The sequence below is a fragment of the Corallococcus exercitus genome, from assembly GCF_003611585.1.
Classification (GTDB): Bacteria; Myxococcota; Myxococcia; order Myxococcales; family Myxococcaceae; genus Corallococcus; species Corallococcus exercitus.
In genome coordinates this window covers 36,010-53,112 of record NZ_RAVW01000008.1, presented here as the reverse complement: position 1 = coordinate 53,112, position 17,103 = coordinate 36,010, and the positions used below count along the sequence as shown (strand labels likewise).

Below are 17,103 nucleotides of genomic sequence, written 5' to 3'. Positions count from 1 at the left end.
GGGGAGGCACTGCGGACAGCAGCGCGGCTAGATGGCGCCGCCGCTGCAGTCCTCATAGGGGGACGTCGCGCCGTCCTCGGAACACAGCCGGTGGGCCGAGTTGTAGAGGTCCTGCCAGACCGTTCCCGGCCCCGATGCGACGAGCGAATAGGTGGTGTTGGAGAAGTTCGACGTGGCGAAGCCCATGACGTCCGGGCCTCCGTGGACCAGCTCCAGCAACTCCGAGACATCCTTGCGCGTGAAACGCATCGGGGACCTCCGTGCGGCGGGTGGAACGGCGGGTGGGAAGGCGCGGCGCTAGTAGCAGCCGAACGTGGAGCGGTCCTCGGCGGTGACGGTGCCGCCGTCCTCGCAGGTCCACTGGTACGTCCAGGAGTTCTGCCAGACGGCGCCGCCGCCGAAGGAGGGGACCATCGTCCAGGTGGCGCCGGCGAAGGTCGAGGTGCCGTGGCCCTGGACATCCGGGCTGCCCTGCACCGAGCTCAACAAGTCACTGACGTTCTTGCGCGTGTAACGCATGGGTGTGCTCCGGGTGTGGCGTGGAGGGAGGCGGCGCGGAAGGCGCTAGTAGCAGCCGATCTGGGACGCGTCCTCGAAGACGGTCTGGCCGCCGTCCTCGCACATCCGGTGATTCGGATTGTAGATGTCCTGGAGGATGTTGCCGCCCGCCGACGGGGTGATGTTGTACGTGTAGCTGCCGATGGTGGACGTCCAGAAGCCCACCACGTCGGGGGTGCCCTTCACGGTGTCGAGCAGCTCGGAAACGTTCTTGCGCGTGTACCGCATGGTGATGCTCCTGGGATGAGGGGGGATCCGGCGGAGTCCGGAATCCTAGGAAGGGACCGGGGAGCGAGCAAGCCAGGGGAGGGAGGGGTCCCTGGAAGTGTCAGGAAACACGCCTGTATTCGTGTTTCACGGTCCCGCCGGACCCAGGGCCCGGCAGCCTGGGTCGCATGCCCACGTTCAGCCAGGGCTCGAGCGCGAGCTGGACGCCGCAAGCCACGACGGTGACGAGCGCCGCGGTGAAGCCTGGCGCCTTCCACGCGCCGACGACGGCCGCCGCGGCGATGACCCAGGGGCGGATCAGCGTGAACGGCCCCAGGACCACCACGCTCGCGAGCGTCCGCGCATCCGCCTCCGCTGCCGCCCAGACGCCCATGCCCACCAGGGTCAGGGTGGCGTACGGCAGGAGCACCCAAAGAATCGCCTGCGCGCAGATGAGCAGCTGCGCGAACAGCCCCGGTGAGAACAGGCAGGCCCCGGCGATGCCGGCACCCACCAGCGCGGTCGTGAAGATCCCCCGCCCCATCCCCCGGCGAATCGCATGCCGGTAGAAGTCGGCCTTGAAGATGCGGGCATCCCGGCCCGCGGCGACCCGGAAGCCGCAGAACGAGGCATCCGTGATGGCCAGCAGCGCGAGCAGCACGGGAAGGACCGCGTTCATCGGTCAGGCCCCAGCCGTGCGCGCAGCGGACCCAGGTGGCGCATAAGCGGTTCCCACAGCTCCGCGCGCGCCCCGAGCGTGGCGGTCATCGGACGAAGCGCGGCGCCAAGGAGGTTCCGGGCACCGTCCAGGGACGCGCAGGTGAACCCTGTCGCCGTCCGGGCCGCCGACAGCAGCGTCTGCGTGGGATGGACACGCCGCGCGGAGACGACGCCATCGTGGCGCGCGAGCGGCTCCCGCATGCGGGCCTGGTGGAACATCCACGAACCCCAGGGCGAGAGCACCGAGTGCTGGATGTCGTAGTGCACGAAGGCGTGCCCCTGCCGCTGGCCGGCGAAGAACGCGTTCAGGTCGTTTCCACGAAAGTGATGCAGGACGCCCGTGGAGATGAAGACGTGGCCGGGCTGCTCCAGCTGGAACGCGTTCGCGACCTTGAGCTCGCAGGAGAGGGACTCCTCTTCCGCGAGCCGCCGGGCGCTTTCAATCAGCGTCACGTTCATGTCGCAGCCGATGAGCTCCACGTCCCGCCCCAGCCGCCCGTGCGCCGCGAGCGAGCGGACGACGTAGCCCAGCCCACAGCCGACGTCGACGATGCGCAGTGGAGGCTTCACGCCTGCGTCGCGCAGCGCCTGCAGCAGGGGCAGCAGCACGCAGCGGATGCGGTCCGCCTGCAGGAACTCCTCGCTCAGCCGCTGCAACTCGATGTGCGAGCGCAGCAGGGCCAGGTTGCAGGCCTCGGCGTCGAGCGTGTCATTGGACGCGGGGAGCCGCCGCACGAACCGCGCGGCGGACCGCTGCCCGTTCGCCTCGAGCCGGGCCACGACCGCCGAGCGGGACACCGGCCGGGGCTGGAGCGTCGCGACGTCGTAGTCGACGATGAGGTCTGAGATTTCCAGCAGGTCGGAGGGCATTCCAGCGCGGTCACGGGTGTGACCGGTGGAGTGTACCGCATCGGGTGTGGGGACACCGGGGCGCGTGCCCGCCCCGGCGCCCGCCCTGCCTACTCGTGCGCTCCGGTCAGCCCCGGCGGGCAGCTGAAGGTGGCCGGCACGGACCACAGCTCGCGCTCGTTGGTGGCGTCATAGGCGGTGAAGAAGATGCGACTGCCCACGCGGGTGAACGAGTCCGGATAGGCGACGTCCGCCAGCCGGCCCTGTGTCGCCACGGAGCCCCGGGTGAAGTAGGGGAAGGCGGGCCCGTCTTCGTCCGGCGCGCCGCCGAACAGGACCTGGCCCGTGCCGGTGGCGAACAGGGGGTAGCGGTAGCCGTACTCCACATAGCGGTTGTCGAAGAGCTCGCGGGTCCCTGCGGCGGTCCCATTCGTCGCCCACAGCGACACGGCCCGGGCCACGGGGGCGTCGCTCTGGATGACCAGGGAGAAGTAGATGTCGCCGCCGGAGACCACCGCCGTCCGCACGGCGGGATACGCGTACTCCTCGGACCCATAGGGGTTGGGCAGGGTGGTGATGCGCGTCTTGCCGTCGCCGCTCAATGAGAGCCGTTCAATGCGCAGCCGCTTCGTCACCGGGCTGTCCACGGACGTCAGATAGACGGACGTGCCCAGCGTCCCGAGCAGGTTCACGGGATGGCCGAAGGAGTCCAGGCGGACGGTCCCCGCCGCGGTGCCATTCGTCTTCCACACTTCGTGGTTGGGGCCGTCATCCAGGATGAACAGCGGCGTCTCACCCGGGCGGCTCACGTCCCTGACGTAGGTGGACCCCGCGTCCAGCTGCTTGACGGAGGTGGTCCCGGCCAGCGTGCCGTCGGTGCGCCACAGCGTGGTGCCCGTCTCCTCGGAGAAGAAGAAGAGCAGCGCGTTGCCGACCTTCAGCTTGTAGTAGCTCAAGCCGGTGAAGGCGCGGAAGTTCCGCACCCGCAGCGTGCCCGCGGACGTCCCGTCGGACCGCCACAGCTCCGGCCTCGACTCGTTCGCCGACACCGGCACCCAGCGGAAGAACACCAGGCGGCCATTGAGCTCATAGGCCGGCTCCAGGACGGAGTCGGCCGCGCCGGGAGTGATGTCCTTGACCAGCCGGGTCCCGCCCTCCGTTCCATCGCTGATCCACAGCTCCATGCCGGTGGCCGGGGTGCGCGTCTGGAAGAAGAGCCTGTTGCCCACCGCGACGAGGTTCGTCGGCTGGTAGACGCCGGGCGGCCCCGGAAACGTCTTCACCGGGACGGTCCCTGCCTCCGTGCCGTCACTGCGCCACAGGACCGAACCCGTGTCGAAGGTGGAGGTGACGAAGTAGAGCGTCCCCTGGACGTTGGTGAGCTCCCCCGCGAAGCCGCCGGAGTCCGGAGGCAGGAGGGTGGCCACCCGGGACGCCACCCCGGGAGGGCACGCCTGGGCGCTCACCTCGCGGGAGTCCTCCTCCGTGGCGGTGGGGACCGCCTCCCCTGACCCTTCATCGCCCTGCGAAGCCCCACAGCCCACCCCTGCCAGCGCCAACCCCAGCAGGCAACCCCAAGTACTTACATGCATGCCTTCTCCTTCCGGCCCTCGGCGGTCGGAGGGTGGGGCGCAAGGCATTGCGCTTCAAGGGGCACCTCGAGGAGGTAGGAGTGTTCCGGTGCTTTTCGCCTGTTCTTCTCAATCCCTACCGTTGCCGAGGCAGTCCGAGCAGATAGGTGATGGTCATTCCCTGCGCGCGATGGACCCCGGTGTGCCAGCGGTAGCCATTGGCGTCCAGCCCCTCCGTCAGCTCCTCCAGGTCCTCCGGCGCGTACGTCCGCAGCGACGACACCACGCCATCCCAGAGGATGAGCAGGGGGATGATGGGCACCAGGTAGGTGAGCAGCAGCCGCCACCAGCGCACCGGGCGGATGAGCGGGGTGAAGCCCCACACCAGGGGGATGATGAGCAGCAGCTGGATGAGGACGTAGGGCATGGAGCGCTGCGTGAGCTCGAAGGCGGCGATGGGGACTCCGCGCGTGGCGGCGTCCGCGAGGAGCGCGCGCGCCTGCTTCGGGCGGAAGTGATGCAGCGCCTCGAAGAGGGTGCGCAGCCCCGTCAGCTCCTCCGGGATGCGGGTGACGTCCACCGGGGTGTCGCGGTACCGGGCGCCCTCGGGCAGCTCCGGCACCGGGGTGGGGTGGAGGTCCGTGAGCACGACCTCGGCCTCGGGATGCACCTTGCGCAGCACCGGGAGCAGCGTGCGCCAGGGGCCGCCCGTGCCGGAGCACAGGTCGATGATCCGGTTCGTCCCGGTCATGCGCAACAGCTCCCCCAGCTGCGGGGCCACGGCGTCGTAGGGCCGCGTCCGGTCCAGCACGACGTGCAGGTAGTCGACCTCGCCACGGCGCAACGGCGCGGGCAGCCACGGCTGGTCGAGGAACTCGAAGAGGTGGAGGCGGGGGAGCAGTCGCATCGCGAGGAGGATAGTGCCTCCTCGCGATGCCAGTGAATTTCGCGCGGCCTATCTCGCGAAGGCGGACCGCTCGCGCGCCATGCCAACCAGCAGGGCCACCACCGCGACGGGGCCCACCACCTTCAGGACCTTGCCGGTGTGGTAGCCCCAGGAGTCCACCCGGTCGGCGAACATCTTGAGCAGCCAGTGGCTGGGGTAGTGGTCCGGCTTCCGGTACGCGGCGCGCCGGATGAGGCCGGAGACGCCGTGGAGCGGGGTGGCGGTGCCGAACACCGGTGGCATCTGCTTGTTGGGACGTCCGTGCATGGGCACCGCGGACGGGCCCTGCTGGGGCTCCGGTGGGAAGCGCGCGTTGGGCATCGGCCGCGGCTCCTTCATCATCGGGACGCCGGGCCGGCGCGCGGGGTCCAGGTCGACGCCCCAATAGGACGGGCGCTCGGAGCGCTGCATTGCCTGATATGCGGAGTGCCGCTCCACCTCCTGCTGCGTGGCGAGCTTGGGCTGCTCGGTGTTCGTGTCGGGCGTGGGGTTCATCACACGGCTCCTCTCAGTGCAGGTGTTCTCCGTTGGGGAAGAGGGCGACCTTGATGCAGCCGTCCTGCTTCTGCGCGAACGTGTGGTAGCCCTCGGGCGCTTGCTCCAGCGGCAGGCGGTGGGTGAAGACGCGCGAGGGCTGGATGCGCCCGGCGCGCACGTGCTCCAGCAGGTGCGGCATGTAGCGCTTCACGCTCGCCTGGCCGGTGCGCATCGTCTGCGCCTTGTTCATGTACGTGCCCAGGTCCACGCCCACCGCCGGAGGCCCGTACGCGCCGATGAGCGAGATGACGCCGCCCTTGCGCGTCGCGTGGATGGCGAAGTTGACGGCCACCGGGGAGCCGGCCTCCGCCTTCATGAGCACGCCCATCGTGCGGTGCACCGGCGAGCCCGCCGCTTCACAGCCCACGGCCTCCACCGTCGCGTCCGCGCCGCGTCCCTCCGTCATCCCCTTCACCGTGGTGACCAGGTCCACGTCGTTGAAGTTGAGCGTCTCCACGCCCAGCCACTGCCGCGCGAACTCCAGGCGGTAGTCCTCCTTGTCCACCGCGATGACCCGGCCGGCGCCCATGGCCCAGGCGCTCCACATGGCGAAGAGGCCCACCGGCCCGCAGCCGAGCACCAGCACCGTCTCCCCGCCCTTCAGGTCACACATCTCCGCGCCCTGATAGCCGGTGGAGAAGGCGTCGGTGATGGGCAGCGCGTCCAGGTCCGAGACCTCCTCGGGCACCTTCTCCGCGTCCACGCCGATGAAGGGCACGCGCACGTACTGGGCCTGCCCGCCGTCGTAGCCTCCGAACGAGTGGGAATAGCCGTAGATGCCCGTGCCCGCGTCCGTCGCCGGGTTGGTGCTGTCACAGCAGGACGTGAGGCCGCGCTGACAGAAGTAGCAGCCGCCGCAGAAGATCTGGAAGGGCAGCATCAAGCGGTCGCCCTTCTTCAATCCCTGGCTGCGGGCCGTAGGGCCCAGCTCCTCCACCACGCCCACGAACTCATGGCCGAAGGTGAAGCCGATGCGGGTGTCCGGCACCAGCCCGTGGAGCAGGTGAAGGTCCGAGCCGCAGATGGCCGCGGACGTCACCCGGACGATGCCGTCCTGGGGATGTTCGATGCGAGGGTCGGGCTTGTTCCGCACCGCGACCCGGTAGGGACCTTCGTAGGTAAGTGCGCGCATGCCTTGACGCTAAGCATCGCGACCGGGCGGACCATGGACCTGGGTCCAGGAAGGGCCCGTGCGGGGGAGGACCTTCCTGGCTGCCCGGCGCCCAGGCTTGAGCCACTGGCCTGCCCTCCTACTTGCTCACCGCGATGGATTTGCGGAAGAGCGCCAGGCTGTAGACGAAGAACCCCATGCCCACCGCGCCCACCATCAGGAACTGGCGCCAGACGGCCGTCAGCCCTCCGCCGCGGTAGATGATGACCTGCGAGAAGCTGACGAAGTGCCGGGCCGGCAGGAGGTACGTGACGTACTGCAGCCACTTCGGCTGGCTCTCCACGGGCGTGCTCCCGCCCGAAAGCAGCATCAGCACCAGCACCACCAGGATGATGAGCAGCGCGAACTGCGCCATCGAGCGGGAGATGGTCCCCAGGAAGATGCCGAGCGCCGTGGCGAAGAACAGGTAGAGCACGACGCCCGCGAACCACAGCACCACCGAGCCGGCGAACGGCACCTTCAGCACCATGTGCACGACCAGGAGGAGCGACGCCGCGGTCGCCACCAGAATCACCAGCCCGTTGGCCCAGACCTTCGCCATCGCGATCTCGAACGAGGTCAGCGGCATCACGAGCAGGTGCTCCAGCGTTCCGTGTTCGCGTTCGCGGATGACCGCCGCGCCCGTCAGCACGACGGTGAGCAGGGTGATCTGGTTGATGATGGCCACCACGCTCTTGAACCAGGAAGAGACCCCGTTGGGGTTGAAGAGCTTGCGGACGACCAGGTTGACGGGCTTCGCCCCCGTCTCCTCCGTGCGCTTCATGAAGGAGGAGATGCGGTCGTTGATGATGTTCTTGATGTAGCCGGAGCCGATGCCCGCCTGCTGCATGGCGGTCGCGTCGATGTTCACCTGGATGTCCGGGTTGCGCCCCGCGCGGAGGTCGTGCTCGAAGCGGGGCGGAATCACGACGACGAACATGAACCGGCCCCTGTCCATGTCCGCCTGGACCTCATCCGGGGAGATGATCTCCGGCTGCTTGAAGCGGGGCGGATAGAAGGCGTTGATCAACTCCTTGGACAACGCGGACCCGTCCTCGTCGGCGAAGGCAATCGAGGCGTTGTTCACCTCGCTCGAGGTCCCCGTGGCCTGGACATAGATTGCCAGCGTGAAGGCATAGACGACGAAGACGACCAGGACCGCGTCGCTCACCAGGCTGCGAAGCTCCTTGAGCCCGAGCCATATGATGTTGAGCAGCGAGTTCACCTCTATTTCTCCTGCTTTCTCAAGCCGATGACGCTGATACCCAGGAGGACGGGGACGCACACGGCCAGGAAGGCCACGTCCCTCAGGATGAGCCCCGCCCCCAGCCCCTTGGTGAAGGCGCCCAGGCTGGCGTGCATGTAATAGGTGGCCGGCCAGATGGAACCGACGACACCGGCCCCGCCCTGCAGCGTGGAGACCGGCTGCAACAAGCCGGAGAACTGGATGGTCGGCACGATGGTCAGGATGGCCGTGACGAAGACCGCCGCCACCTGGCTTCCGGTGAAGGTGGACGTCACCATCCCAATGCCTGTCGTCGCCGCGACGTAGAACAGCGTGCAGAGGATCAACGTCAGGAAGCTGCCCTTGATGGGAACACCGAAGACCACCAGCGCCAGGGCGGTCAGGATGAAGAAGTTGACCATCCCGATGGCCACGTAGGGCAGCTGCTTCCCAAGCAGGTACTCCAGCCTCCCCGTGGGCGTGACATAGAAGTTGATGATCGACCCCAGCTCCTTCTCACGCACGATGCTGACCGTCATGAGGATCGCGGGGATCAGCAGCAGCAGCAGCGCCGGGACACTCGGCACGATGGAGTAGACGCTCTCGAAGGTTGGATTGTAGAGGTAGCGCTCTTCGATGTTGGCCGTGTCCTTCCGGGCGCTGGCCGAAGAGAAGCCGCTCGCGGGATCCCTCAGCATCCGGTTGTGGACCGCCTGGGCATATTGCTCGACGGTGTCGCCACGGAAGGTCATGGCGCCGTCCACCTGCGCCAGCACCTCCGGTCCTGCGCCCCGGCGGAAGTCCAGACCGAAGCGAGGCGGAATCTCCAGCACCATCGAGACATCGTCCGACTGGAGCCTGCGGAGCGCCTCGTCCGAGGAGTCGGCCGGCGGAGTCAGGGCGAAATAGGGTTTCGCCGCGCTGAACTGTTCCAGATACGCGCGGCTCTCGGGCGACTGGTCCATGTCCAGCGCGGCGAAGCGGATGTTCTCGACGTCGGTCGTGATGCCGAAGCCGAAGACGAGCATCAGCAGCGCCGAGCCGATGAAGGCAAACGCCAGCCGGACCTTGTCGCGGAGGATCTGGATGGCCTCGTTGTGGCTGTATGCGAGCAACCGGCCGAGTCGCAGCCGGAGGCCGGCCCGGTCCACCCGATGCGCGGGCGGGGGCGGAGGCGGGGCGGCCTCGGGCGCGGGAGTCGCGTCCTTGGCCGTCGTGTCCTTGGCCGCCGCGTCCTTGCTCTCGGTGCGTGCCTTTTCGGCGATGGCGTCCTCCATGTAGCCGATGAAGGCGGTCTCCAGGCTGTCCGCGTTGCGCGCCTCGATGAGCTTCTGGGGGCTGTCCGCCGCCAGCACCCTTCCCGCGTTCATGAGGGAGATGCGGTCGCAGCGCATCCCCTCGTTCATGAAGTGCGTGGTCACGAAGATGGTGACGCCCTGCTTGCGCGACAGGTCGATGAGCAGCTCCCAGAAGCTGTCCCGGGCGACGGGATCGACCCCCGACGTGGGCTCGTCCAGGATGAGGATCTGCGGCCCGTGCAGCACGGCGACGGCCAGCGACAGCCGCTGGCGCAGGCCCATGGGCAGGTCCCCGGCCAGCGCCTCCAGGTGCGCGCCCAGGCCGAAGCGCTCGACCAGTTCGTCGATGCGCGCCTTCGCCTTGTCTGGCGGCAGGTGGTAGAGCCGCGCGTGCAGGACCAGGTTCTGCTGGACGCTCAGCTCGCCGTAGAGCGAGAACGCCTGCGTCATGTAGCCCAGGTTCTTGCGCACCTCCATGCTGCCGGCATCCACGGCGCTGCCGAAGAGCTTCGCCGTCCCTTCCGTGGGCGGCAGCAGGCCGGTCAGCATCTTCATGGTCGTGGACTTGCCGCAGCCGTTGGAGCCCAGGAACCCGAAGATTTCCCCGCGCTCAATCGACAGGGTGACGTGGTCCACGGCGGTGAAGGTCCCGAAGCGGCGGGTCAGCCCATGGGCCTCGATGGCCAGCTCCGCCTTGCCCGGCGCGCGGGGCGGGATGACGATCTCCTTGTGGCCCCGGCGCTTTTCCTCGGGCAGCAGCGCGATGAAGCATTGCTCCAGGTTCTGGGTCCCCGAGCGCTCCATCAGCTCCGCGGGCGTCCCCGTCGCCAGCACGCGCCCCGCGTCCATGGCGACGATCCAGTCCCACTGCTGCGCCTCGTCCATGTAGGCCGTGGAGATGATGACGCTCATGCCGGGGCGCCCGCCGCGGATGTCGTCGATGAGGCTCCAGAACTGCCGCCGGGAGAGCGGGTCGACGCCGGTGGTGGGCTCGTCGAGGATGAGCAGGTCGGGGTCGTGCACCAGCGCGCCGCACAGCCCCACCTTCTGCTTCATGCCGCCGGAGAGCTTGCCGGCGGGGCGCTCCGCGAACTTGCCCAGGCCGGTGGCCGCGAGCAGCTCCGGGACGCGCGCCTTGCGCTCCTCGGGCGACAACCCGAAGAGCCGGGCCATGAAGTCGACGTTGTCGTAGACGCTGAGCTCCAGATAGAGGTTCTTCCCCAGCCCCTGGGGCATGTACGCGATGCGCGGCCCCACGGCGCGCCGGTGCCGGGCGTCCGCGATGTCCCCGTCCAGGACCGTCACCCGTCCCTGCTGCATCTTCTTGGAGCCGGCGACCAGGGCCATCAGCGTCGACTTGCCGACGCCGTCTGGCCCCACGATGCCCACCATGATGCCGCTGGGAACGTCGAGCGAGATGCCGTCGAGCGCGACGACCTTGCCGTAGCGGTGGGTCACGTCCTGGATGGAGACCACCGGCCTGCTGGAGGCGCCAGCCGGCGATTCTGTGGACACGGCTGAGACCATGGCGGAGCCCTCCCGGTGCCCGGCTAACGGGACGCGGATTGCTCCGTGATGACGTTCCGCAACTGGGCGGGCCACTCCACGGAGGGGTCCACCTTGACGTAGCCGACGCCCCGGATGCCTGTCTTGATGCGCTCGACGTAGCGGCTGGCCAGCTGCCGGGGAACCTGGAGCTTCACGCGGAACACCAGCTTCTCCCGCTCGCTCTTGGTTTCAACCTGCTTGGGCGTGAACTGCGCTTCCGGGGACACGAAGGACACATACCCGGGGATGGAGCGGTTGGGCTCGAAGTCGACGGTGAGGCGCGCCTCGGAGCCAATCTTCACCTTGGCGGCCTCGCTGGCCGGGAGGAAGATCTCCATGTAGACGTCCTCCAGGTTCACGAGCGTGAGCGCCGGTCCGCCGGGCGCGAGCACCTCGCCGGGTTCGGCCAGGCGGTAGAGGACTCTTCCCGTCACCGGAGACCTGAGCGTCGCATCCGCGATGCGCGTCTGGATGGTCTGGGCATTCGCTCGCGCGACCTCGATCTCCTGCTTGGAGGTCTTCAGCGTGGCTTCCGCTTCCGCCAGGGTGGCCCGGGTGGTCTCCAGCTGGCTCGTGCGAACGTCCACGTCCCGCTGCGAGCCGGCCCCCTGCTTCACCAACCTGCGGGCGCGCTCGGCCTCGATGGTGGCGAGCTCTATCTCACTCTTCTGCCTGACGATGCCCGCCTGGGCCACCGCCATCTTCTCCTGCGTGGCCGCGAGGTTCGCGTTGGCCTCCGCCAGGCTCGACTCCAGCGTGGTCGTGTCCAACTGCACCAGCACCTGACCTGGTTTGACGAGGTCGCCTTCGTTGACAAGGATTTGCTTCACCCGCAGGGGTTCCTTGGCGGCGACATCCGCCAGCTTCGACTCCAGGCGGCCATTGCCCGAGACGATTCCCTCCGGCAGCTCGGATTGCTTCCCCTTCCAGTAGCGGAAGCCAATGAACGCGAGGATCGCGATGGCGACCAACCCGAGGATCCACTTCATCTTTCCTTCCGGAAGCTTGGGCATGGCGGACTCCCTATTGCTTTCCCGGTTGCGAAAGCGTCTTGGCTTCCTGCGCCCGCGGCTTGGACAACATGTCCCCCCAGTTGGTCCGCTGCTCCATCTCGGTCTGCATGGGTTCGGGCACGACGGGCTGGTCGCGGCGGACCTCCCAGCCTCCGCCCAGCGCCTTGTAGAGGGCGACCAGGTTCGTGGCGATGGAGGAGCTTGTCTGGGCCAGGTTGTTCTGCTGTTCCAGGAGTGAGCGTTGCGCGTCCAGCACGCGCTGGTAGTCCACGGCGCCTTCCCGGTACTGCACCACCGCGAGCTCCACCGACCGCTGCGCGGCCTTCACGGCGGCCTGCTGGAACGCCATGGCCTTCTGGGCACTGACGAAGCCCGCCAGGGAGTCCTCCACCTCCTGGCCCGCCTTGAGCACCGTGTTGCGGTAGTTGACCAGCAATTGCTGGAACCGCGCGTCCTCCACCCGCACCCCGTTCTTCAGGCGGCCGTAGTTGAGGAAGGGAAAGACGATGCGGGGGCCCACGGAGTAGACGAGGCTGCCCAGGGAGAAGAGGTTGCCGGAGGCCGAGCCGGCGGTGCTCGCCTGCAGCCCGATCGTCCCGAAGAGGGAGAAGCTTGGATAGAGCTCCGCCTCGGCGATGCCGATTCGCGCGCACTGCGCGGCGGCGAAGAGTTCCGCGCTGCGGACATCCGGGCGCCGCCGAAGGATTTCCGCCGGCATTCCGACCGCCACCGTCGCGGGCGCCACGGGAATCCGCTTGGGACCCGCCAGCAAGGCCTCCACGGCGCCCGTGGGCTGGCCCAGGAGCGTGCTCAGGGCGTTGCGAGCCTGGTCCAGCCCGCCCTCCAGCTGGGGGATGGTGGCCCGGGTGCTCTCCAGCAGGGTCGCGGCCTGCGTCACGTCGAGCTCCGACGTGGCACCATTGCTGAAGCGCGACTCGGCGATCCGGAAGCCCTCCTCCTGGATCCTGGCGTTCTCCTGCGCCTGCTCGATGAGCACCTCGTACGTCCGCACCAGGACATAGGTCCGCGCGACCTCCGCGGTGAGCGACACGAGAGAGGACTGGTAGTCCGCCACGGACGCGAGCAGGTTGGCGGTTCCCGACTCCACTCCCCGCCGGTACTTGCCCCAGAAGTCCACCTCCCACAGCGCGTCGAAGCCCAGCTGGTATTCCAGGTAGTGGCGGTCGAGGTCGCCGAGGTTGGCCAGGTCGAGCAGGTTGGACGCGGCGGCGTTCTCACTGCGTCCCACCGCGGCGGCGCTGCCGGTGGCCACCTGCACCTGCGGATACTGCCGGCCGGTGAGGATGGCCAGCTGGGCGCGCGCCTCCACGATCCTCAGCCCCGAGATCTGCAACGGCAGGTTCTGCCGGTAGGCAAGCTCGACGAGCCGGTCGAGCGACGGATCCCCAAACGACTTCCACCATTGGGAGTCGACCTCGGCCTGCTTCTTGAGCCGGGGGTCGTCCTGGGTGCGCCACTCCTTGGCGACCGCGGCCTCGGGCCTCTTGAAGTTGGGACCTACCGTGCACCCAGAGAGCGCTGATAGGACGCCGAGCAGCGGTAATGCGCCGACGATGGGGCCGAACCCCGGCTTCATCCCCCGCATGGTGTTGTCCGTCCCCCTCATCCGAGACACCTCGATGGATGGGAGGGTCCGCACTGCGCGGAAGGCATGGAAGTACGAGCGGCCCGGATGCCCCGCGGGACAGTCCGCGATGTCCTTTCAGCAATGCAAGACACCGGCCTGGGGGCGACGTGGATGTCGCCGGCCCCACAAGGCTGGCGTCTTCCGCCGGACGCCTTCGGCTGGCGGACGCGTCTCCCCAGGGTACGCATTGCGCATGTCGTCGGGTCGCACGACCCTGAGGCCATGGCCCAGGACACCCATTCGGAGCCCCTGAAGCGCAAGGACTACGACAAGGAGCTTCGCAAGCTCCAGGCCCGGCTCTGCCAGCTCCAGGACTGGGTCAAGCAGGAGGGGATGCGCGTCATCGTGGTCTTCGAAGGGCGGGACGCCGCGGGGAAGGGGGGAACGATTCGCGCCATCACGGAGCGGGTGAGCCCCCGGGTGTTTCGCGTGGTGGCCCTCCCGGCGCCTTCAAGCCGGGAGCAATCACAGATGTACCTGCAGCGGTACGTGCCGCATTTCCCCGCTGCGGGTGAGATCGTGATCTTCGACCGCAGCTGGTACAACCGGGCCGGCGTGGAGCCCGTGATGGGCTTCTGCACTCCCGAGGAGCACGAGCGCTTCCTGGTCGGTTGTCCCGTCTTCGAGAAGTACATGATCGAGAGCGGAATCCTCCTGCTGAAGATCTGGCTCGAGGTCGGCAAGGCGGAGCAGGAGCGGCGGTTCGCGGCGCGCATCGACGACCCCCTCCGGCAATGGAAGCTCAGCCCGATGGACCTCAAGTCCTGGACCCGCTGGTACGACTACTCCCGGGCGCGGGACCAGATGCTGGCCGCGACGGACACACCGCATGCGCCCTGGCACATCCTGCGCTCCGACAACAAGAAGAAGGCGCGGCTCAACTGCATCCGCTTCCTGCTGGAGAAGATTCCCCACGAGCAGGTGAAGCGTCCCAAGGTGAAGCTGCCCCGTCGCTCCAAGCAGGGCGCGTACGACGACGACGCCTCGCTCCGGGGGAAGAACTTCATCCCCGAGAGGTACTGACCTCCTGCCCGAGGAGGGCGGCGGGGTCCGCCACCACGAGGTCCGCGCCGTGGCGGCGCAGCTCCGCGGGCTGGCCCAGCCGGTCAACGCCAATGACATAGGCGAAGTGGGCGGCCCGTGCGGCCGCGACGCCGGCGGGCGTGTCCTCGAAGACGACCGCTTCCTCGGTGTCGACGCCCAGGGAACGGGTCGCCGCGAGGTAGAGCTCGGGGGGCATCGTGGCGTCGAGCCGCGCGTCGAAGAGGTCCAGGAGGCCGGCCGACTGGAGCATCCCAGCGCCGTGCCTGCTCGCGGAGACGGCCGCGGTCTTGAGTCCCATGGCGCGCGCCGCCTGGACGTAGCGGACCGTTCCCTCATACGTCTCCACGCGCTCCTGCTGGAGCAGCTCGGTCAGGAGCCCGGACTTGCGGTCGTTCAGCGCGTGGACCGTGTTCTCCGGCAGCTCGATGCCGCGAGCGTCGAGGAACGCGTAAAGGCCTTCCTGGGACAGCTTGCCGTCGAAGTAGCGGCTGTAGTCGCGCACCAGGTCGAAGGGGATGAAGGGCTGCCCGGAGGAGCGCGCGCGCTGCCGCAGGTAGTAGTCGCAGAGCTGTTTCCAGGCCCGGGCGTGGAGGCTGGCGGTCTGGGTGAGGACGCCGTCGAGGCCAAAGAGGCAGGCGCGCGTGCGGGGTGGAAGCCCCAGCTTCGTCCGCGCGAGGGGTGGCTGGCCCAGGATGAAGGTGTCGACCGCGTGGGCGAAGCCCTCCTCATCGTTGCTGCGCGTGACGTGGCGTGCGAACCGTTGGACCTCCGGGCTGGCGTTGCCCATGGCGATGCCCATGCCCGCGGTGTTCAGCATGGGCAGGTCATTGGCCATGTCCCCGATGGCCGCGATCTGCTCGAGCGGAAGCCCGAGGAGGCGCGCGGCCTCGCGCACGACCATTCCCTTGTTTGCTTCGGGGTGCGTGACGTCGACGTAGTAGGGCGTGGAGCGCGCCGCGGAGGCCTCCGTTCCCAGCCGCAGGGCGAGTTCGGCCTCACACCGCGCGACCCGCGCCGTGTCCTCGCTCACCCCGACGAGCTTGATGGCGGCGTCGAGCACGCCGTGCAGGTCCGCGATGACGACCGGGTCGAACCCGACGTTGCTCTTCTCCCTCGCCACGCGGAAGGCGTCGGGGGCGCGGAGGAACCAATCCGCCCCCTGGTATACCCAGACATCCAGGCCCGCCTGGAGCATGAAGTCGACGGCCTGTCTGGCAATGGCGGGCGGCAGGGTCCGCTGGGCCAGCACCGTCGTGAGATCGGGTTTGACGTACACGCCGCCGTTGAACGCGGCCAGGGGGGCGGTGAGCTTCAGCGGGGCCACCAGCCCTGCCATTCCGCGCGGCGGACGCCCGCTCGTGAGGGTGAACAGGATGCCGCTGTCGCGCAGCCGGGCAACGGCGTCGCAGGTTCGCGCGGTGAGGATCTTGTCCCGCGTCACCATGGTCCCGTCGACATCCGCGATGAGCAACTTGAGGGTCATGGTTGTCTCCAGCGCCCGCCCGCTCGCCGGCGCGACCGCGCACCGGGCGTCGCCAGTGACAGCGGGGTCCAGCGTCAAGATGGCAATCGCGACGTGGGTCGCACCATCCGTCCGGCGCTCAAAGGCAGCCCCGTTGCCGAGCGCCCCCTCGCGGGTTGTCGGCGCGTCAGGACGCACTCAGTTTCACCCTCAGGAAGACGGGAGGAACACATGCCGACGATGCCAGGGCTCGGTGAAACCGCGCGAGCCATCATCGCTGATGGAATGGGCATCCTGGCGGCGGACGAGACGGTTTCCACGATCACCAAGCGCCTGACCGCGCGCGAGATCGAGTCGACCGCGGACAGCCGCCGCGCCTATCGGGAGCTGCTCTTCAGTACGCCCGGCATCGCCGAGTTCATCGGAGGTGTCATCCTGCAGGACGAGACGATCCGGCAGGACAGCGCGGCGGGCACTCCGCTGATCAAGCTGCTGTCGGACCGCGGCATCATCCCCGGCATCAAGGTCGACGCCGGCGTCCACCCCCTGGCCGGCGCGCCGGGAGAGTCCGTCACGGAGGGGCTCGACGGGCTCCGCGAGCGGCTCGAGGAGTACCGCGAGCTCGGTGCGCGCTTCGCCAAGTGGCGCGCGGTCTTCGTCATCCGCGCCGGGATGCCCAGCGCGACGTGCATCCACGCGAACGCGCACGCGCTCGCGCGTTACGCCGCGCTCTGTCAGGAGCAGGGCCTGGTGCCCATCGTGGAACCGGAAGTCCTGATGGATGGCGCGCATGCGCTCGAGCGATGTGAGGACGTGACGGGGCGCGTGCTGCAAGCGGTCTTCAATGAGCTCTTCGCCGCGCGGGTGTCCCTGGAAGGGATGCTGCTCAAGCCGAACATGGTCACCGCGGGCCACGGCTTCGCGAGACAGGCTTCGGTGGACGAGGTGGCGGAGGCGACGTTGCGCGTCCTGACACGCCATGTGCCGCCCGCGGTCCCCGGGGTCGTCTTCCTGTCCGGCGGGCAGGACGCGGTCCTGGCCACGGAGCACCTCAACGCCATCAATGCGCTGGAAGGCCCGAAGCCCTGGACGCTGAGCTTCTCCTACGGACGCGCGCTGCAGGACGAGGCGCTCGAAGCCTGGGGAGGTCGGAGCGAGCAGGTGCCCGCCGCCCAGCGGGCGTTCCACCACCGCGCCTGGTGCGACAGCGCGGCGACCCTGGGCACGTACAGCGCGGAAATGGAAGGCGAGGCGGGTTTCGCCCGGGCCATGGAGCCGTCCGCCATTCACAGCCAGGCTGACTCCACACTCCACACCCATCACTGAG

At 68.6% G+C, this 17,103-nt stretch carries 16 protein-coding genes; 2 read left to right on the top strand and 14 right to left on the bottom strand.

Annotated features, from left to right (window positions below; genetic code table 11):
- Nucleotides 1–27: 27 nt before the first annotated feature.
- From D7W79_RS02025 to D7W79_RS01965, 13 genes are all read right to left on the bottom strand, one after another.
- Nucleotides 28–249, bottom strand: coding sequence for a hypothetical protein (locus D7W79_RS02025; RefSeq protein WP_120523629.1), 222 nt, complete (start codon nucleotides 247–249; stop codon nucleotides 28–30).
- A gap of 48 nt (nucleotides 250–297) precedes the next feature.
- Complete coding sequence (locus tag D7W79_RS02020) at nucleotides 298–519, bottom strand: hypothetical protein (protein WP_120523628.1); 222 nt, start codon at nucleotides 517–519, stop codon at nucleotides 298–300.
- 45 nt (nucleotides 520–564) lie between these two features.
- Complete coding sequence (locus tag D7W79_RS02015) at nucleotides 565–786, bottom strand: hypothetical protein (RefSeq protein ID WP_120523627.1); 222 nt, start codon at nucleotides 784–786, stop codon at nucleotides 565–567.
- 100 nt (nucleotides 787–886) lie between these two features.
- Nucleotides 887–1,426: a hypothetical protein gene (locus D7W79_RS02010; RefSeq protein WP_147441768.1), complete on the bottom strand. Its 540-nt coding sequence runs from the start codon at nucleotides 1,424–1,426 to the stop codon at nucleotides 887–889.
- Nucleotides 1,427–1,440: 14 nt separating this feature from the next.
- Complete coding sequence (locus tag D7W79_RS02005; RefSeq protein WP_120523625.1) at nucleotides 1,441–2,355, bottom strand: class I SAM-dependent methyltransferase; 915 nt, start codon at nucleotides 2,353–2,355, stop codon at nucleotides 1,441–1,443.
- 89 nt (nucleotides 2,356–2,444) lie between these two features.
- Complete coding sequence (locus D7W79_RS02000; RefSeq protein ID WP_120523624.1) at nucleotides 2,445–3,926, bottom strand: hypothetical protein; 1,482 nt, start codon at nucleotides 3,924–3,926, stop codon at nucleotides 2,445–2,447.
- 115 nt (nucleotides 3,927–4,041) lie between these two features.
- The gene (locus tag D7W79_RS01995; protein WP_120523623.1) at nucleotides 4,042–4,812 is read right to left on the bottom strand and encodes a class I SAM-dependent methyltransferase; all 771 of its coding nucleotides are present in this window, start codon (nucleotides 4,810–4,812) and stop codon (nucleotides 4,042–4,044) included.
- 48 nt (nucleotides 4,813–4,860) lie between these two features.
- A complete protein-coding gene (locus D7W79_RS01990; protein WP_120523622.1) occupies nucleotides 4,861–5,346 on the bottom strand; it encodes a hypothetical protein in 486 nt (161 codons plus the stop codon).
- Nucleotides 5,347–5,359: 13 nt separating this feature from the next.
- Nucleotides 5,360–6,520: a zinc-dependent alcohol dehydrogenase gene (locus tag D7W79_RS01985; protein WP_120523621.1), complete on the bottom strand. Its 1,161-nt coding sequence runs from the start codon at nucleotides 6,518–6,520 to the stop codon at nucleotides 5,360–5,362.
- A gap of 118 nt (nucleotides 6,521–6,638) precedes the next feature.
- Nucleotides 6,639–7,763, bottom strand: a complete 1,125-nt coding sequence (locus D7W79_RS01980) for an ABC transporter permease (protein ID WP_120523620.1) — start codon at nucleotides 7,761–7,763, stop codon at nucleotides 6,639–6,641.
- Nucleotides 7,764–7,765: 2 nt separating this feature from the next.
- Nucleotides 7,766–10,576 (bottom strand): ribosome-associated ATPase/putative transporter RbbA, encoded by a 2,811-nt coding sequence (gene rbbA, locus D7W79_RS01975; RefSeq protein ID WP_244221552.1) that lies wholly within the window; start codon nucleotides 10,574–10,576, stop codon nucleotides 7,766–7,768.
- 35 nt (nucleotides 10,577–10,611) lie between these two features.
- Nucleotides 10,612–11,622 (bottom strand): HlyD family secretion protein, encoded by a 1,011-nt coding sequence (locus D7W79_RS01970; protein WP_120523618.1) that lies wholly within the window; start codon nucleotides 11,620–11,622, stop codon nucleotides 10,612–10,614.
- 10 nt (nucleotides 11,623–11,632) lie between these two features.
- Complete coding sequence (locus D7W79_RS01965; protein ID WP_244221551.1) at nucleotides 11,633–13,219, bottom strand: efflux transporter outer membrane subunit; 1,587 nt, start codon at nucleotides 13,217–13,219, stop codon at nucleotides 11,633–11,635.
- 273 nt (nucleotides 13,220–13,492) lie between these two features.
- On the opposite strand from D7W79_RS01965, the gene ppk2 reads away from it, so the two are divergent.
- Nucleotides 13,493–14,293, top strand: a complete 801-nt coding sequence (gene ppk2, locus D7W79_RS01960; protein WP_120523616.1) for a polyphosphate kinase 2 — start codon at nucleotides 13,493–13,495, stop codon at nucleotides 14,291–14,293.
- On the opposite strand, the gene D7W79_RS44440 is transcribed toward ppk2, so the two are convergent.
- On the bottom strand, nucleotides 14,274–15,797 hold the full coding sequence (locus D7W79_RS44440; protein ID WP_244221550.1) for a Cof-type HAD-IIB family hydrolase: 1,524 nt from the start codon (nucleotides 15,795–15,797) through the stop codon (nucleotides 14,274–14,276). The two genes, ppk2 and D7W79_RS44440, sit on opposite strands and share 20 nt — an antisense overlap.
- A gap of 264 nt (nucleotides 15,798–16,061) precedes the next feature.
- Between D7W79_RS44440 and D7W79_RS01950 the strand changes: the two genes are divergently transcribed.
- Nucleotides 16,062–17,102, top strand: coding sequence for a class I fructose-bisphosphate aldolase (locus D7W79_RS01950; RefSeq protein ID WP_244221549.1), 1,041 nt, complete (start codon nucleotides 16,062–16,064; stop codon nucleotides 17,100–17,102).
- Nucleotide 17,103: the final 1 nt, after the last annotated feature.